This is a genomic window from Caballeronia sp. BR00000012568055, assembly GCF_029439455.1.
Taxonomy (GTDB): domain Bacteria; phylum Pseudomonadota; class Gammaproteobacteria; order Burkholderiales; family Burkholderiaceae; genus Caballeronia.
Genome location: NZ_JAQFVG010000036.1, coordinates 5,756 through 22,762, shown reverse-complemented (window position 1 = coordinate 22,762; position 17,007 = coordinate 5,756). Strand labels below are relative to the sequence as shown.

15 protein-coding genes and 1 pseudogene are annotated in these 17,007 nt (G+C 60.8%); 3 read left to right on the top strand and 13 right to left on the bottom strand.

Features of this window, described 5'->3' with window-relative positions; genetic code table 11:
- From P7F28_RS03385 to P7F28_RS03330, 12 genes and pseudogenes are all read right to left on the bottom strand, one after another.
- Positions 1-279: pseudogene (locus tag P7F28_RS03385) on the bottom strand (IS256 family transposase); the annotation flags it as partial.
- 56 nt (positions 280-335) lie between these two features.
- Positions 336-1,118, bottom strand: a complete 783-nt coding sequence (locus tag P7F28_RS03380; RefSeq protein ID WP_277183028.1) for a pilus assembly protein — start codon at positions 1,116-1,118, stop codon at positions 336-338.
- Between the two features lie 29 nt (positions 1,119-1,147).
- Positions 1,148-2,083 carry a type II secretion system F family protein gene (locus P7F28_RS03375; RefSeq protein WP_277183027.1) on the bottom strand — a complete coding sequence of 312 codons (936 nt, stop codon included), beginning with the start codon at positions 2,081-2,083 and terminating at the stop codon, positions 1,148-1,150.
- 3 nt (positions 2,084-2,086) lie between these two features.
- A complete protein-coding gene (locus tag P7F28_RS03370) occupies positions 2,087-3,058 on the bottom strand; it encodes a type II secretion system F family protein (protein ID WP_370467228.1) in 972 nt (323 codons plus the stop codon).
- Positions 3,051-4,388, bottom strand: a complete 1,338-nt coding sequence (locus P7F28_RS03365; protein ID WP_277183026.1) for a CpaF family protein — start codon at positions 4,386-4,388, stop codon at positions 3,051-3,053. The genes P7F28_RS03370 and P7F28_RS03365 overlap by 8 nt, the downstream gene beginning before the upstream one ends.
- Positions 4,385-5,671 carry a fimbrial protein gene (locus P7F28_RS03360; protein WP_277183025.1) on the bottom strand — a complete coding sequence of 429 codons (1,287 nt, stop codon included), beginning with the start codon at positions 5,669-5,671 and terminating at the stop codon, positions 4,385-4,387. The genes P7F28_RS03365 and P7F28_RS03360 overlap by 4 nt, the downstream gene beginning before the upstream one ends.
- On the bottom strand, positions 5,668-6,996 hold the full coding sequence (locus P7F28_RS03355) for a type II and III secretion system protein family protein (protein ID WP_277183024.1): 1,329 nt from the start codon (positions 6,994-6,996) through the stop codon (positions 5,668-5,670). The genes P7F28_RS03360 and P7F28_RS03355 overlap by 4 nt, the downstream gene beginning before the upstream one ends.
- 1 nt (position 6,997) lies before the next feature.
- A complete protein-coding gene (gene cpaB, locus P7F28_RS03350) occupies positions 6,998-7,882 on the bottom strand; it encodes a Flp pilus assembly protein CpaB (RefSeq protein WP_277183023.1) in 885 nt (294 codons plus the stop codon).
- 15 nt (positions 7,883-7,897) lie between these two features.
- A complete protein-coding gene (locus P7F28_RS03345; protein WP_277183022.1) occupies positions 7,898-8,386 on the bottom strand; it encodes a TadE/TadG family type IV pilus assembly protein in 489 nt (162 codons plus the stop codon).
- A 126-nt stretch (positions 8,387-8,512) separates the two neighbouring features.
- Complete coding sequence (locus P7F28_RS03340) at positions 8,513-10,177, bottom strand: ShlB/FhaC/HecB family hemolysin secretion/activation protein (RefSeq protein WP_277183030.1); 1,665 nt, start codon at positions 10,175-10,177, stop codon at positions 8,513-8,515.
- Positions 10,178-10,311: 134 nt separating this feature from the next.
- Positions 10,312-11,808, bottom strand: a complete 1,497-nt coding sequence (locus tag P7F28_RS03335; protein WP_277183021.1) for a collagen-like triple helix repeat-containing protein — start codon at positions 11,806-11,808, stop codon at positions 10,312-10,314.
- 263 nt (positions 11,809-12,071) lie between these two features.
- Positions 12,072-12,242 (bottom strand): Flp family type IVb pilin, encoded by a 171-nt coding sequence (locus tag P7F28_RS03330; protein WP_277183020.1) that lies wholly within the window; start codon positions 12,240-12,242, stop codon positions 12,072-12,074.
- Between the two features lie 475 nt (positions 12,243-12,717).
- On the opposite strand from P7F28_RS03330, the gene P7F28_RS03325 reads away from it, so the two are divergent.
- Positions 12,718-12,966 carry a DUF3613 domain-containing protein gene (locus P7F28_RS03325; protein WP_277183019.1) on the top strand — a complete coding sequence of 83 codons (249 nt, stop codon included), beginning with the start codon at positions 12,718-12,720 and terminating at the stop codon, positions 12,964-12,966.
- A 62-nt stretch (positions 12,967-13,028) separates the two neighbouring features.
- Entirely contained in the window at positions 13,029-13,313 is a 285-nt protein-coding gene (locus P7F28_RS03320) for a hypothetical protein (RefSeq protein WP_277183018.1), read from the top strand.
- Positions 13,314-13,341: 28 nt separating this feature from the next.
- Here the strand turns inward: P7F28_RS03320 and P7F28_RS03315 are convergent, their stop codons facing one another.
- Positions 13,342-15,525 (bottom strand): hypothetical protein, encoded by a 2,184-nt coding sequence (locus P7F28_RS03315; protein WP_277183017.1) that lies wholly within the window; start codon positions 15,523-15,525, stop codon positions 13,342-13,344.
- 569 nt (positions 15,526-16,094) lie between these two features.
- Here P7F28_RS03315 and P7F28_RS03310 point away from each other — a divergent pair.
- Positions 16,095-16,775 (top strand): recombinase family protein, encoded by a 681-nt coding sequence (locus P7F28_RS03310; protein ID WP_277183016.1) that lies wholly within the window; start codon positions 16,095-16,097, stop codon positions 16,773-16,775.
- Positions 16,776-17,007: the final 232 nt, after the last annotated feature.

The following is a 17,007-nucleotide window of genomic DNA, read 5'->3' as shown; positions in this document are numbered from 1 at the left end:
CTCGCCGTTGGGCGTCAGCACGGTCTTGGGACTGGTGCCATTGCGGTGGTTGCCAGCCTTGCCCTGCTCGGTCTCGCTTTCCAGATGGTGGCTGAGCTCGGCGGCAAGCATACGCTCGGCCAGGCGCTTCTTGAGCTGGCCGGCCAGCCCCGATTCGCCTAGTACCGACTCGGCATCCTTGCCCTGGACTTGCGCCAGCAATTGGTCAATCAGTTCATCGGAAAACAGCTTCGGTGCTTTCGGAGGTTTGAGCTTTTTTGTCACAGTTGCTTCGGTCATAAAACGGTATTTCCCTTATCGTCTCATGACCTCGGCACACGGAAAATCTGACAGGCTCACTGAACAACATCAGAAACAGCAGCAACCATCCTCGCCCAGGCAGACCGCTCCCCGACAACAACCGTCGGCACGGTCTCCCGCCTAGGCACAGCCCCAACCCTGACCGCATCCAAAACCTGCTTAACCCCAACCTCAACTGCCCGACGAGCATCGTCAGAAAACTTTTCCCGCGCCATCACAGCCTGAGCAGCATCGCTCTGACCACTCACCAACAGATAAAGCACAAGATTCCGCAGAACTTTAGCGTTATCGCGTGCAAGTTCAGAAGCCTTCATCAAGGGCACACGCGCTTCATCAACGCAACCAGCGCGCATCAACGCATCAGTAGGCTCAAGATCGGAGGCATGTCTGAACTGTACAGCGGCATCATCGAACTGACCGGCCTGGCCGGACAAAAGCCCCAACCCGCGATACCCACGCGCAGCGAGCGAACTCTTCAACAAGCCTTCATAAGCAGCACGCGCGGCATCGGCCTGATCGGTCTGACGCAAGGCGTCGGCACGGCGCAAAGTCGAATCGGGCGAACGTCCGAAGCGCTTCTCGTACGCATCGATATGTGCGAGCGACGCATAGTACATTCCTTCGGACTGCATCTTGTCGATCAACGCGAGATACATGCCCGGCGAATCCGGCAACGCGCTCTGCCGATTGCTGCGTTCGAGCGCCGCTTCATGTTCGGCCTGCATGCCAATTCCATAACCGCGCTCCGGCTTCGTTGCACAAGCACCCAGCATTGCGCACAGCATCAGCGCACACGTCACGCAGAGGGTCGATTTCATATTTCGTCTCGTCGTATAAGAGCCGGGGCTCACTTGTTGAGGCCAGCCAGAGAATGAATGATCGCGAGAAAACCGGGTCCCGCCGTCATGATGAGCAGCGCGGGCAAGAGCGTCAGCACCATCACGCCCGTCATTTTTACGGTCAACTTACCGATACGTTCGCGCAGCGAAACGCGGCGCACTTCGCGCAAGCGGTCGCCGAAGGTCTTCAACGGTTCCTGCACCGCGCCGCCGTGTTGTTCGATCTGCACCATCAAACGCAGCACGGCGGCGAGATCGTCGTTGTCGTAGGTGGTCGCCAGGCGCTTCATCGCTTGCTCGCGCGTGCGGCCGGTCGCATATTGGGCCTGCGCGATGTACAACTCCTGCACCAGCACCGGCAGCACCGTCGTAAACTCGCCGACGATCACATGCAGGCTTTGATCGAGCGATAAACCCACGCCCTGCAAGATGCGCAGCAGATCGACGAACATCGGCAGTTCGCTGCTTACGCTGCGTTGGCGTGCGGTCGCCTTATGCCGAACGATCCACTTCGGTCCCATGAAGCCCGCCACGAGCGCGCCGAACATCAGGAAAATAAAGCGCGTGCCGTGCGTGTTGCCGTGTGTGTTGTTATGTGCGGCGATCAAAACGAGGGACGGCAACAGCACCGCTCCCGCAATTCGCGCGGCGAGAAAGCGTGCACGTACGCTGATATCGGTAAAGCCCGCGCGATCCAGCAGACGCCGGTCTTCCTCCGCAACGATCATCTTGCCGATGCGCGTATCGAGCCACTTCGTATCGATCTTGAATGTAGAACGTTTCGGAGTGCTTTTCTCAGCAACCTGCGCGCCGCCGAGCGCGCGCTCCAGCACATTCGACGCACGGCGCGTGCGTCGCGCTTTACCGAGCGATGCCACGCCCAGCAGCACGCAACCAAGCGCAACGGCCAAAGAAGCAAGCGCAATGACGAACTGAAAAGGCATCAATCAGGCCCTCAAACGCGCAAGTCGATACAGCAGATACGCGCCTAGCATCTGCAAACCGAATGCGCCATACACGAGCTTTCGTCCGAGCGGATCGGTCAACATCGAATCGAAATAACGGGGGTTCATGACGATTACGCCCACACCGAGCACGACCGGCAACAGTCCGAGCACCCACGACGACAATCGCGTTTCCGTCGATAACGCCGTCAACTCGCGGTCCGCTTGTTCGAGATCGCGCATGAACGACGCCATGCGTTCGAGCATCACGTCCGAGCGTCCGCCGAATTTGATCGAGATGCGCAGCACCGGGCCGATCAGATCGAACTCGCGCACGCGATAGATACGCGCCACCGCAGACAGCGCCTGATCGATTTCCGCGCCGCTGCGCACGCGCGGCATGACTTCGTCGAGGCATTGGCGCAATGGCGTTTCTGCGCCCGCCACGGCAGTCTGAAACGCAGCCGGAATGCTATGGCCGATAGCGACCAGCCGCACGATGCCATCGAGAAAAGAAGGCAGTTGGTGCACGATTCGTTGATTGCGCTTCGCCGCGCGCCACGCGAGTGGCGCATAGAAGCACAGCGCGCTCAATACGATCGCGGCGAACGCCATCGGCACGGCGACGCGCGACGCGCCGATCAGCGCAACTACGCTCGTTATCACCGCCCACAAGATGAACGCGGAACGCGGATTGCGCACGTCGGCGCGACGCATCAGGCCGTCGAATTCTGCGAGCACACGCGAACCTGCGCGCGCTTTTGCCGCTTGCGTGGCACGTCGTTGACGTGCTCGTTCCACGCGCTTTTCCATCGGCTCGGCAACGGTGCGCGTGCCTGCCGCGTGCATCTGCCGATCGAAAAAACGCTGCGCATTCTGCGCATCACGACGACGCGCGCCACGGCTCCACAGCAACACCGCGCTCGCGGTGCACAGGACCGCGATCATCCAGACGAATGTGATTCCGCTAGACACCGAAGCCTCCGGCGAAATTGAAAAGCCGTTCTTGTTCAACCGCGTGTTCCGACGCGCGCGTCGAGCGGAACTTCGCGAGCTTGGGCGAATGCGGCTGCAAGCCGAGCGAGGACCAGTTATCGCTGTCTTCTTCGTAGCGATACAGCTCTTGTGTCGCGATGATATCGTCCGACAATCCCGTTACTTCGGTAACCGAAATAATACGTCTGCGTCCATTCGATAAACGCCCGATCTGCACCACGAAGTCGATCGCATTCGCAATCTGCCGGCGCAAACTCGACTCGGTCCCCTGAAAGCCCGCGAATCCCGCCAACATCTCCAGCCGATACAAACACTCGCGTGGCGAAGACGCGTGCACGGTGCCCATCGAACCGTCGTGGCCGGTATTCATGGCCTGAAGCATCTCGAGCACTTCGCCACCACGCACTTCACCCACGATAATGCGATCGGGCCGCATCCGCAGCGTGTTGCGCAGCAGATCGCGAATCGACACCACGCCTGCGCCATCGAAACCACCGGGACGGCTTTCGAGCCGCACCACATGCGGATGATTCAGCGACAACTCCGCCGTGTCTTCGATCGTCACCACGCGCTCATGCTTAGGAATATTGAATGCGAGCGCGTTGAGCAAGGACGTCTTGCCCGAACTCGTGCCACCGGAAACGAGAATATTGCAGCGCGATTCGACCGCTGCGTGAAGCAGCGCGGCGACATCGCGGTTAAGCGTGCCGTTCGCAATCAGGTCATCGGGACGCAAGGGATCGCGGCGGAACTTGCGGATCGACACGACAGGGCCATCGATCGACAAGGGTTCAATCACGACATTGAGACGTCCGCCATCGGGCAGACGTGCATCGACCATCGGATTCGATTCGTCCAGCCGCCGACCCATCGGCGCGAGAATACGCCGCACGATACGCAGCAAATGCGCGTTATCGGCGAATCGCACGGGGAGTTTTTCGAGCATGCCGTGGCGCGAAACGTAGACGTCGCTGAAGCCGTTGATCAGGATGTCTTCGACGGCGGCATCGGCGAGGAGGTCTTCTAGCGGACCGAAACCCGCGAGTTCCTTGGTTAATGCAGCGGACACCAGGCGCACTTCGCTTTCGTTTAGCGGCACGCGGCGCAGACGCACGAAGCTGTCCATTTCGGCATCGACGAACTGATGAATGGCCTGACGCGACCAGCGGCCAAACTCCGCGCCCAATTCTTCGATCCGCGTCAGCAAATGCTCGTGCGCGGCCGTCGAAACGTCCTGAAACTGCTGCGAATGCGCGAACGTGACGGCGTCTTGCTGGGCATCGTTGGCGAAGGCGATTTCCGTGTTCATCGCTTGAGGAATCTCGCGGAAAAACGGGCGATGTGATCGCGAATCGCATCGGTGGCCACGGGGAGGGTCTCGCCCGCGAGTTGCGCGGCGATCGCATCGACGGCGCGCACGTAGGGATCCTTCGGCATGATTTCACCGAGCAATTGGCCTTGATTGACCGCGCGCATCAGCATTTGCGCACGCGCGGGCAAGACGGCGGCCAGCGCGAGATCGAGACGCGTGGCGAGTGCTTCGGCGGCGAGATGGCCGCTCGGATCGTACTTGTTGACGATGAGTTCCGGCTTGCGATGCGGTATCGTCAATGATTCGTTATGCAAAGCGTCTAGCGATGCACACAAACTCGCCGCCGATACAGCCGATGCGACATTTGCATCGCAAACGAGCCATACGGTATCGGCTGCATCGATCACGTGACGCACGAATTCGAGGTTCGAAAAGCCGCCGAGATCGACGATCTGATAATCGAAAAACGCGCGCAGGCGGTCGAGCGTCTTCACCGCCGACGCGTACGAAATCGTGCGCATTTCAGCGAGATCGGCGGGGAGCGTCATCAACGCAAGACCGCTCGAATGACGTGCGAACGCCGTATGCACGAAGGTCTGATCGAAGCGTCGCAGATTGCGCACGGCATCGTGAAAATGGAGTTCGCTCGGGGTGTCGAGCAACAGCGTGCTGTCGGCGGCGGGCAGGCCGAGATCGAGCAGGGCTGCACCTTTATTCTGCTTGCCTAAGCGTTTTTGCAGGAGCGTGGCGAGATTCGCCACGAACGTGCTGACGCCCACGCCACCGCGTGCGCCGAACACCGCGACCAGCTTGCCACGTCGCGCAAGCGTATCGCTCGCGACGGGTTCGGCGAGCAAGCGGCTGACGCGTTCGAGCGCGCGCAACGCGGCCATATGCAGCACGTCGGGCGATGCGCCGCGCGGCTCGATATCGAGCAGATCGCGTGCGCCCGCTCGCATGGCGATCAATGCGGTATCGCTATTTGATTCGGATCCCAATGCAATAATCGGCAAGGCGGGATGTTCGCGGCGGATCGCTTCGGCAAGTGCGGAGGCATCGACGTTTCCGTCGAAGTCGAGGAACAAGAGCGAAGGCTTTGAAGCCGCGATTTCCTGGATCAGTGTCGTTTCATCGAGCGATGCTGGCGATATTTTTCCCGTCGCTGCCAGCGCGCTCGAAAGCTTCGCGATGCGCGACGGATGCACACTCGCGCACAGCAGGCGCACGCGTTCATCCGCATCCGATGCGGCGGTCTCGTGGTCGTGTTCGATCGTGCTCATTTGGAGAACCCCGGTGCGTCGTCGTTGCTTGCCGCGCCTGCGGCGAAGGAGCGCCATACAGGCGCGTCGCGCTGTTCGGATTGCTCGCCCGGCAGCGGCGGAACCGGCGCGCCCTTGGCGATCGGCGCGACCAGATGCGGCGTGACCAAAATCACCAGTTCACGATCCGTTTGCGAGTACTGCAAAGTTTTGAAGAACGTGCCGATGATCGGCAAATCCCCTAATAAAGGCACTTTATTGACGTTCGATGCCGTCTCGCGATCCACCAGCCCGCCGATCACGAAGCTCTCGCCATCGCCCAGTTCGACGGTGGTTTCGGCGCGGCGCGTGGTCAGCGCGGGCACCGAGACGCTGTCTATCGTGATGGCATGCGTGAAGTCGAGTTGGCTCGCTTCGGGCGCAACCTTCAGCGCAATGCGATGCGGCCCAAGCACGGTCGGCGTCAACGTCAGGCCTACGCCGTAGGGCTTGTACGTGATCGTTGTCGTGCCGAGCGATTGCGGCACGGGAATCGGAATCTCGCCGCCTGCCAAAAAGTTCGCGCTCTGTCCAGACAAGGCGACGAGCGTAGGCTGCGCGAGAATGCGCGCGAGATTATTGCTTTCCAGAAGGGACAAATTGCCGAACAGCCCGTGCGAACTCGAATTGAGCAGCAGATTGAAGGCCGCGCCAATAGGCGATGTGGCCGTGACCGCCAGCGCCTTGTCGGCTGCATTACGCGATACATTCGTCAACGTGCTCGGCGCAAACGTGCCGAACGCGAAGCCCGCGTTGTTCTGCGAGAAGAGATTGAAACCCGCTTCCTTTAGTACTGCTTTGCTGAACTCGACTACTTTTACATCGACCTGTACGACGCTTTTCGTATCGACAGTCGAAGTATCGACTACCGCACCGTCCTTGCCGGTCGATACCTTCGCCGCTGCGACCGCGCGTTCGTGCGATTCCATCGTTTTGGCCTTGCCTTCGACAAGCGCCGTGTTGCCGAGCACTTTGACCGTGGGCGTGGCGTCGTTCGTGAGCGCGGCGGTTGCAGCGGCGGCTACATCGACGTGCCATTTCAGCGGCGCGCGACTGGCGGCTTCCCAGATCATCACATCGGTGGAGCCGGGTGCTTTGCCGACCACCATCACGCCGTCGTTGCCCTTCATCACGAGCACGTCGGCGACATTCGGATCGCCCACGGCAACGCGCTTCAACGCGTGGCCTTGCAGCAGCGGTTTTTGCGCGCCGGTGATGAGTTTGATATCGCTTTCGGCTGCATGTGCTGGCGACGCGGCGCACACGGCGAATGCAATGGCGAGGGAAATAAAAGTGCGCATGGTCATATCACGGGTTCGAGACGCTCTCGCTGCGCGAGCCGCGAATCACTTCGATACCGCTCGCAGATTTGGAATTGGCGAGCGTGACAGGCAGCGGCGGCAGCATGGGCGTAGCGCGCGCGGTGCGAACGGGCGCGGCGGCGGTGTTCGCGCCATTCAGCGCGGACATGGTCACGCCTGCGACCGCGCGTGCGACTTTCGCGCTGTTTGCATCGACGGGATTGCGCAGGGCGAGCAGCAGGCGGCCACTGTTTTCAGCGAGCGAAAGCGCGTCGATATCTTCCACGGGCACGCTCAATACGGCCGTACGTGCTGCGCTCGCTTGTGATGGCGGCTTCGCGCTGTCCTGATTGGAAATCACGTTGTCGCCGAAGCCGAGTACGCGCACTTTCGACAGCAGCAAACGCGCATGGCTCGCGGGAATTTCACCGTCGAGCGCAGCATCGCGCTTGAGCACGAGAAATACGTCAACGGTATCGCCGGGCTTGACGAGATTGCTGACCGCATTGCTTTCATCGACACGAATCGATACCGCGCGTTCGCCCGGTTCGATCGCAGCGGATAAGCCCGTGCCGAGCACGCCCTCAGTCAGCGTCGCGCCCGCCGGAATATGCGCGGCCGGCGTCTTGCCGATCAATACGGATGCCGAAGTAAATCCGCCTGCCGGCATGGACGGCTGCATGGCGATGCTCAGGTCTTCCGCAACCAGCGTTTTTCCAGGCGCAAGTTCATGCGCCGCGACGATCACCGCAACCGATGCGTCTGCAGTCTGCGCGCGCGCCGCCGATGCCACGGGCGCGGGCGCGGCGCGCGTCAGCGTGAACGCGTAAAGACCGAGCAGGCCCGCGATGCCGAACAGCACGATCGCGAATATGCGTGAGGCTTGGGCCATGACGTGAAATCTCTCTTACAGCAAGGTGTTGGGGTTCAACTGCACGTTCGCATGCGCCGTGAGTTGCGAGGGTAGCGCAAGCGACAGCAGCGGCAACGTTGGCACCAGCGGGCTCGCCGCATAGTTGTACGAAACAACGACGGACACGCACTGCATGGTCGCGTCGTAGGTACAGGCAGCATGCGTCGCGGTGCACGCGGATGCACTGCCGAGCCAGTTCTTCAGGCCCGCCGTGGTCGTGCAGGTCGCGGCGGTGCGCAGATCGAGCGATTGCGCGACCGTCGTTGCGCCTTTCTGATAACGCAAGGCCGCGCGTGCGCCTTCTTCGGCTGTCAGCGTCAGCGTTTGCTGCGCGACGAAGATCAGGCTGTACGTGACGATCGCGTAGAAAATCAGAAAGAACAGCGGAAACACAAACGCGAATTCGAGTGCGGTCGCGCCTGCATCGGAACGCAGAAATAACGCGATAAAGCGGCGTGGGTGGATCGGACGGACTGAAATCATGACTCTTGCACTCGAATGCACAAAGCGGACGGCTGTGATCGTTTTAACGGGCGCGAAGGCCCGCTTCTTTACTGTTTCTTGACCTCGAAAAGAGCCGTAAAAGCCATCCAAATCAACCCTTTACGCTCAATTCAATTGCCACGAGAAAGTGGCGTTGACGCGCGGGCTGCGCGAACCGCTCTCGATCGGCGCATCGCCGATTGCGCGGGCCAGCGACAGGTCGATGTTGTAGTGCTTCGCATCCGACACGCGAAAGCCCACGCCCACCGACGACAACCGCCGCGGATTCGGCGTACCGCCATGCAGATAGACGCGCGCTGCATCGATCGATACATACGGCGTGAACGAAGTCAGATACGTCCATTCGACCGGTAGCGGACGGTTCACTTCGAACGACGCGCCCCAGCCCGAATCGCCCGATACTTCGCCCGGCTGATAACCCGCCGCGTAACGCCCCGAGCCGAACGCGATCTGCTCGGACGTAGGCAGCGTGTCCGGCGAATACTGGCCGGTCATCGAGACGACCGTGCCGATCTTGAACGGCCACGTGTTGGTCTGCGTGTAGGTCGCGCCGCTGCGGAAAAACGTCAGCGAAACCGGATTCGTCAGCGCCAGGCCAACGATATTCGTCTCCGCCGTTTTCGATGCGCCGAGCACGTTCATCGCCTTGGCCAGCGTGAGGTTGGCGCGTCGCGTCTGGTCAGGCTGCACGCCGGTGTAATCGAGCGATAGCTGCGCCACGCGAATCTGCGAACGCTGCGTGAGTTGCGGCTGCGTGTCGATGGCGGTGTTCTTCAAACGGTCTTCGTCGTGCGTGGCATAGACCGTCGCGGTCCCGATCAGGCTGCGCGTGTTGCTCAGCAGGAACGGATACAGCGCGGAAAACGCCAGCTTGTCGTTGGCGACCGTGCGTTCGATATACGACGGCAGGCCCGGATTGTCGACCGGATGCCCGTAGTAATGCGAAGCATCGACCTTGAGGGCGAAGCCGTCGGAGCCGATCGGGGCCATCGCGTTGATGCCGTAAAAGCTGCTGTCGTTGCGGCCCTTGGGCGCGAGCGCGGACGCGGTGATCGACTCGCCCAGACCGAGCATGCCGTTCTCCGTTGCGCTGAAAATGCCCTGCAAACCAGGGTGATTCACGTCGATACCGCTCGACACATTGAAGCGCTTGCGCGTGACGTTGAGCTCGAGCGTGGCCGCGCCGTCGGTACTTTGCGGTGGTGCGACGGTGGCATCGATCTTTGCGCCCGGAATCATGCCGAGCACGTTGACATAGCGCTCGAACGTGGCCTGACGCAATGGGCGATCCTTCGCAATCTGCTGCGCAATCGCGCGAATGCGCGTTTCCAGATTGCCCGCATCGCCCTTGATTTTGATATCGCGCACGTAGCCTTCGACCACGGTCACGCGCACGATGCCATCGGCGAAATCCTGCGCGGGCACGAAGGCGAACGAGAGCGCATAACCGTGTTCCTTATAAAGCGCCGTCACGCCATTGGCCGTCTCCACCAACTGGCCGATGGTGATGTCCTTGCCCACAAAAGGCGTGAAACGTTTGGCCACGTCCTCGAATTTGAGCGACTTTACGCCTTCGAGTTGAATCGTCTTCGGCGTGATATGGCGCGCGAGCAAGTCCTGCAATTGCTGCTGCGGCGCTTGCACCTGCACCTCGACGGCAGGCGGCTTTTGCGGCGTATTCACTTGCGGCAGCGATTCCAGCGGATTGCCGCCGATATTCGGACGCGCCGGTGCGGTCTGCGCGTGGCTATGCGCCGTGAACGCCGCCATCAGCGCGGCGGCCAGTGCGGTCTTTTTCCAGTGGCCCATTTCTCTCAGGTTCTTTCTTGGTTGGATGTGATGCGCGCAAGTGTGTGAACCGGATGCAGGCGCGTCTAACGCCCGCATCCGTTTCGCCTTATGGCCTATCGACGCAGCGTGCCGAGCGCGCCGCCGAGCGTGGTGCCTACGCCGCTCAGCAAGCCACCGACTAAGCCGCCGCTGGAACCCGTCGTGCCGCTGATGCCCGACGTCGTGTTGCTCGCCGTCGTCGTGGTCGTCGGGGCAGCGGCAGCCGGAGCCGCCGTGGTCTTCACGCCGCTCGACACGGGCGCGACCGCCGTCGTCACTGTCGATGTAACCGGCGCGAGCGCGGTGGTCACCGCAGTCGATCCTGTTACCGCGTTGACCGTGCTCGTCACCGCGCCAACCGCACCGGTCACGACGCCCGAAACGAGGCCCGCGACCGGCGTGGTGCCCGTTGCGGTGGTTGCGCCCGAAACCGCGCCGCCAGTCGCCGCAACCGTCGATGTAGCTGGTGTGCCGCCGACCAGTGCGCCCGTGGACGCGACCGTTGCGCCCACGCCCGACACCAGCGAGCCGACGCCCGCCGCTACTGCGTTGTTGCCGCTCGCCGCGGTCAGTTTCTGACCGCCCGACGTGAGGCTCGAACCGAGGTTCGTCAACAGACCCGCGACCGGCGCGCCGATGCCCGTCGCCGTGCCAACCGTTTGCGTTGCCGTGCCGACGAGCGAGGTGATCGGCGTGATGGCGTTGGTCACGTTCTGCGTCAACTGCTGCACGGGTGCGCTGGACAACGCGCTGGTCAGGGCGGTGCCGGTTTGCGTCACGCCCGCGCCCAGGCCGCTGACGATCGCGCCGACCGGCGAGGTGATCGCCGACAGCGGGGCGAGTGCGCCGGTGTTCAGGCTCGTGACCGCGCTCCCCGCGCTCGATACGGAATCGCCCAGTTTCTGGACGACGCCGCCGAGACTCGTCACCGTGGTACCCACGCCGTTGGTGTTCGCGCTGCTGCCCAGCTGACCGATGCCGTTGCCGATACCGTTACCGAGCGTGGAGACGGCAGCACCCAGGTTTTCGACCACGCCGTTCACGCTCTTCGTCGTGGTATCGGAGAGGCCGAGCGCGTTGGTGGTGCCGAGATTCGCGCCGATATCGGTTACGGTGTTGCCGACCGTCGTCACGAGATTCGACGACTTATCGACCACTTGCGCGAGCGGCAGACCGCTCGTATCGACATTGCCGCCGTTGTCGGTGACGTCGAGCTTGTTGCCGGTGCCGATGGGCACCTTGTTGCCGCCATTGCCACCATTGCCGCCACCGACGACTGTGCCGGTCCCCGCGTTGGTGCCGGTTCCCGTGTTGCCGTCGCCGGTGCTGGCCGTCACGGTGCTGCCGTTGTTGTCCATGCCCGACATATCGCGCGCACCGACTGCCGTGTGCGCGGTGTCATCGGCCGTGCCGCTGGTGTCCGACCCCGTAGTCGATGCCGAGTGATTGGCGGCGCCGGCCGACTTGCTGACCGACCCCGAACCGCCGCATGCGCTCAACGCGAGCACTGCGGCGATCGCAGCCGCCATACCGCTCAGGCGAATGGTTTCGCCGAATTTGATAGTTTTCATTGCTCTCAGAGATATCTGTTTTATTGTCGCGACTGCTTTTATTCAACGAATAACGAATAAATAACAGCCACCTGTTTGCTGCCACTGCTTGAGTCCACAATGCGTCCTTCGAAAACGCATTAATCCATCCGACACGCTTGATTAAATGCGTGACACAGCCGCGCGCTCGTTCATGGGATATCCATGAGACGAGCACGGCCAAATCCGCGACTTGTGATCGCGGCTAATCTTGGGTGTCGGTAGATCCGGGTATACCAGCCCGCTCAGCTGCCTTTGAGCTTGCTGGAGATAGTCTGAAAGGTGGTATTGAGCTGATCCGCCACGCCGCCGACTGCGGAAATGATCCCAAGCGCAAGCACGCCCGCAATCAGACCGTATTCGATGGCGGTGATACCGCGCGAATCGCGAAGATAACGTTTGACGAAGTTCTTCATGATGGTTGTTCCTCGGTTTCTGTCTTTACTATCGAATGTCCAGTGCGCCAATTGGCCCGCTTGCTACGGTGTTCGCCGCTCTCTCAGGACGGCGATCCGACAGGTTGTTCACTACGCATAGCGTGCTAGTGGACGCCCGGACTTGCTCTCTCAGGTACTTCTGCTGCTCTCGCCCATGAATGGGTTTCAAGAAGTACCACTTGTCTGGTCCGGTAATGTATTCCGGGTAAATTTCGGTAAGAGGTACTTCTTGCTTACGTTAACGTCCGGTATACCGGCAACCTGAGCCTCCTTGAGCATTTTTTAACAAGGGCATTACAGGTAAATCAGTAAAACCGACCGTATTACGATCGTTATCAAACTGATTTACGTCGTTTCAATTCATTTCAACGGCACAACGCCGTTAAAACATGAGTAGATAATTGGACGACGCACGATGAAATCGAAATCATTTATATTAATTACGGTATTTGAGATGTTTGTTTTTTACAGTGGACATGCATCGGCGCAGAGTATCGAAACGGGGAAGATCGGTTATTCCACGCAGGCGTGGCTCGCATTGCAGGCCAGCGGCGAGGCGGCGGCAGTCAGTCAGCCGATGCCCGGCGCGCAGGCCAGCGCCGCATACACGCGTTATCTAAAGTCATTCGACAAGCCGATTCCGGATACTTTCGAGTCATCGCTGAAGAACGCGGGATCGCAGGACAAGGCGGGCGGCGGTTGAGGTCGCGCGTTAGGCTATAGTCTCGTCGCTGTACGACACGCAACCCGACTGAAGCCAACGCAATGAAAAAGACCACCCTGACACTCGTTTCGATGATGCTCGCCGTATCGAGCGCGCTTGCACAGGCGAGCGTCGAATCGGGCGCGCATCAGTTCAAGGAAGATGTGAAGTCGGCGGGACACAAGACCGGCGCTGCGGTCAGCGATGCCGCGCATGCCGTAGGACACGGCGCGAAGGAAGCGGGTATTGCAGTCGGTCACGGCGCGCGCGATGCGGGCCACGCCGTGGCGGATGCCTCGAAAAAGGGCTATCACGCGACCAAGAACTTCGTGACGGGAAAGGACTGAGTCCTTTCCCTTTTCTACTCGCCGTCAATCACGGCTTCCACTGGTACATCAGAATCTTCGCGCGCGCGTCGTCTTCCACGAGAATGTCGTATTCGCCGTTGGAACGCAGCGTCGCGCTGATCCCCAATTCGACATCCACGTCACCGCTCGTATAACCGACGTTCGCGCCCGGCGTCATGGTGCCGACGCATGAACCGGTGCGCGCGTCGTACACGTTCACGCGCTGCGTGTACAACTCCGCGACGAACAGATAATTCCCCGCCTGCGCAATGCCGACCGGCGTCACGATCGGCTTGACGTTCACGTTCCACGGCAGCGCGATCGACCACGTCATCACAGGCGTGCCGCGGGTCCAGTTGTCGAAGCGCGCGAGTTGCGGACCGGCTTCCTTCCAGCGCGCGGCATCGTAGGGAATGGACTGCGTAAAACCCGAGATGTACATGGTGTCGGTTTCGGGCACATACAGCACGCGGCCGATACGGCTGAATTGCGCAGGCATCGCCCAGGATTTCGACGCGGCGTAGGAATAGATCGGATTCCCGAACGAATCGAAACTCTGAACTGGCATTTGACGGATACCGCTACACGGCGTGCCGAACCAGACCGCGCCGAGCGTATCGACCCAGATGAAACTATTGCCCACGCGCGCGCCCGTGGCCGGATTCGCGACGTATTCGGCGGCGTCGAAATGGCCGTTGCCGTTTGCATCGCGCCACATCCATTCGCCGTACGTCGGCTGATTCGGCGGGAACGTGCCCGCGATCGTGCCTTCCGCGAACATGCCGGACGGAATCGCGGTGTTGCCGTGCGCGGCATCGAAACGATGCACGTAAAGCTGATGCGAGTACGGATCGAGCGTGTAGAGATACGGCTTGTTGCCGTTCAGCCGACGCAGCATCGGTTCGCCGCGTACCGCGCGCCCGAGACGGATGGACGGATCGTCGGGATAGGCGAGGCGATCGACCGTGTAACCGGTGTAGGTCCATTGCTTGCCGGGCGTCTTCGACCAGTCCATCGTGAAAATTTTCGAACCGGTGTAGATGGTGTTTTGCGAGGCGGGATCGAAAGTCGCGCCATCGACGAAAGCGAGGCCGTCGAGTTCCCACGACAGCGAACGCGAGGTGCCCTTGAACGCCTGCAACACTGCGCCCGCGCCGACGGAAGCCGAATTCAGCCCGCGCGGTCCTTCGCCGTTCTGGCCGACGTACAGATTGCCGGCCTGATCGAATCCGATGCCCGTGATGAAATTGAAACGACCCGCGCCGATGGTCCCCGCCGCCGCGTGGCTCACGCCGTTCACCGTGCCGATCGGCGCGGCCGCCTGCCGCGTGCCCGACGCGGTCTTCGTATAGACCAGAATCTGCTGCGATACACCGATATCCGCCACGTATAGATCGCCAGTAGGCGAGAAGGCGAGATCGGCGGGCACTGCGCCCGCAGGCAAGGCGGGCAGGGCGGCGAGCAGCGTGCCGGTCGTCGAATAGTGCATGACGCTCGCCTGGCCCTGCAATGCGCCGGTGATGACCCATAGCGAGCCATCCGGATCGAGCGCGAGGCGTCCGGGCGCGGTGACGCTGAACGAACGCTTGCGGCGCATCGTATTGGCGTCGTAGACGACGATCTGATTGCCCGCGAGATCGGACACGAACAGTTCGCTCTCGTTGGCGGCGAGCCCGCGAATGCCGCCATCTTTCGATGTCGGCAAGGTCGCGACGATCAGAAAACTGTTCTTCGAAACATTCGCGCTATTGCCGACGCCGCCGGTAAAAGGCGCGCCCATCGAAAGATTCGACACCGCGCGCCGCGTGATGCCGTACCACGTATAGCCATTGGGCGGGAAATCCGCGCCGACCAGCGTGCCGCCCTGATTGCCGATCGACATGGCCGCATAAACATACGTGCTGTTGGCGGTCACGGCGTCGCCGCCCGATGCGCCCCAGCCGTGCGTATTGTTCGCCCACGCAACGCGATCGCCATTGCGATACGCGGCGATTTCCGCGCCGCTTTCATCCCAGATGGAGTTGGTATAGACCGTGCCGTCGCGCGCGACGTAGAGCGCCTGGATATCCTGCTGCATCCATTTGCCGTCCCCGTAACCGAAACTATTGCCGATCCATGAAGTGGTGTAATTGAGCGCCGACGTGGCGGCGTGCGTATTCGGTGCTGCGCTGAAGGCCGTCAGGCAGCACACCAAGAGTGCGGATAATTTCATCGCCCGAATCCTGTGCTTTTGGGGGCTGTTGTCGAAAAGAAGTCGCGCCCTTTTTGTTATGAAGAATAGGGTCGCTGAGTGCTTAACGGCGTGTGCACGCGATGCTTGAGTCTTGGATTCAAGGGCTGTTTTTACGAGCGATTTCTTGATGCACCGTTATTGCGCAATACGCGACGGCACAATTTGATTTGATTCGGATGCCTTAAGTAATTGCGTATGAATGAGCAGTTTGTGCATTGGCATTCGACTGACAATAGTGTCAAATGAGCGCGCCATGACCTGACTCGCGAACCCATTTCCGCGTCCAGGACGATTCGTCCTAAAGGCATGCCGGGCTTAAAATGTACGTATCACACGCGTTACGTACTAAAATTACGCTTTTCACGATGCAATACTTCATTATTCCGAGATAGATGGCACTCTGGGCGGCGCGGCGGCGCGGCGTCCGGGCGGCTATTGATCGGAAGGGATGCCATCCGGCCGTCCGTTTCACGTAGCCCATTCGTCAGGCGAATACATGGCTGACAACAGCGTTATTTCAAAAAAAGCCGCGCACGAGGAACAGGACTATGGCACTCGTCGTTTATGTTTTTGAGGAAAGCAAGGATGTTCCGACCCACGAACGCGAATTGTTCGACATCGATGCGGCCGGTTATATCGTCGATATGAGCGCGGTGTTTGTCGAACGCAGCAGTTGTACAGCGCAAATGGCGCAACGCGCGGCGTTTCAGCGTGCCTCACGCCGGCTGCAGCAAGGCGATACGCTCGTGACCACGCGTCTCGCCAGTCTGGGCAACAGCGTCGCCGATGTCATCGCCACGCTCGATATGCTGCGTCAGCGCCAGATCGCCACCATCTGTCTGGCTTATGGCCCGGAAGATCTGTGCGGCGAAGCGGGGCGTCCGTTCGTCAAGGCGCTCGAACTCGCCGACGACCTCGAACGCCCCACGCGACGCAGCCGCGCCCGCGAGGCCGCCTCGGCCGCGAAGGAACGCGGCATCGCGCAGGGACGCCCGAGTTCGCTGACGCCCGCTCAGCAGCATCAGGCGATCTCATCGCTGGGCGCGGGTGTGTCGGTGACGGAGATCGCGCGCGCACCCAATACGTCGCGCCAGACCATCATGCGTCTGCGCGATGCGCACGCCGCCGACCGAAGCGCCGCTGTGCGCGAATTACCGGACGCAAAGGAAGAAATGGGCGTGTCCATAGATTCCACACTTGCCACGGCGACGCCCGGCGATTCACACTAAGGTTTCCAAGCCGGACACAAACTGAACGCGCGAAGACGCAAGACTTCGCGCGTTGGCGTTCCGCTCATTCGAATTCAGTGCTATGCGTCCGGCGCGCTTTAACCGGACACATGACGCGCGGCCATGCGCTTCCACAAGGCTCCGAATCCGGACGTTGAATACACTAGAATCCTGAGCAATTGCCAGCGCTGAACATGGAGCATCGGGTCAAATGACCAACACAGGATCGAAG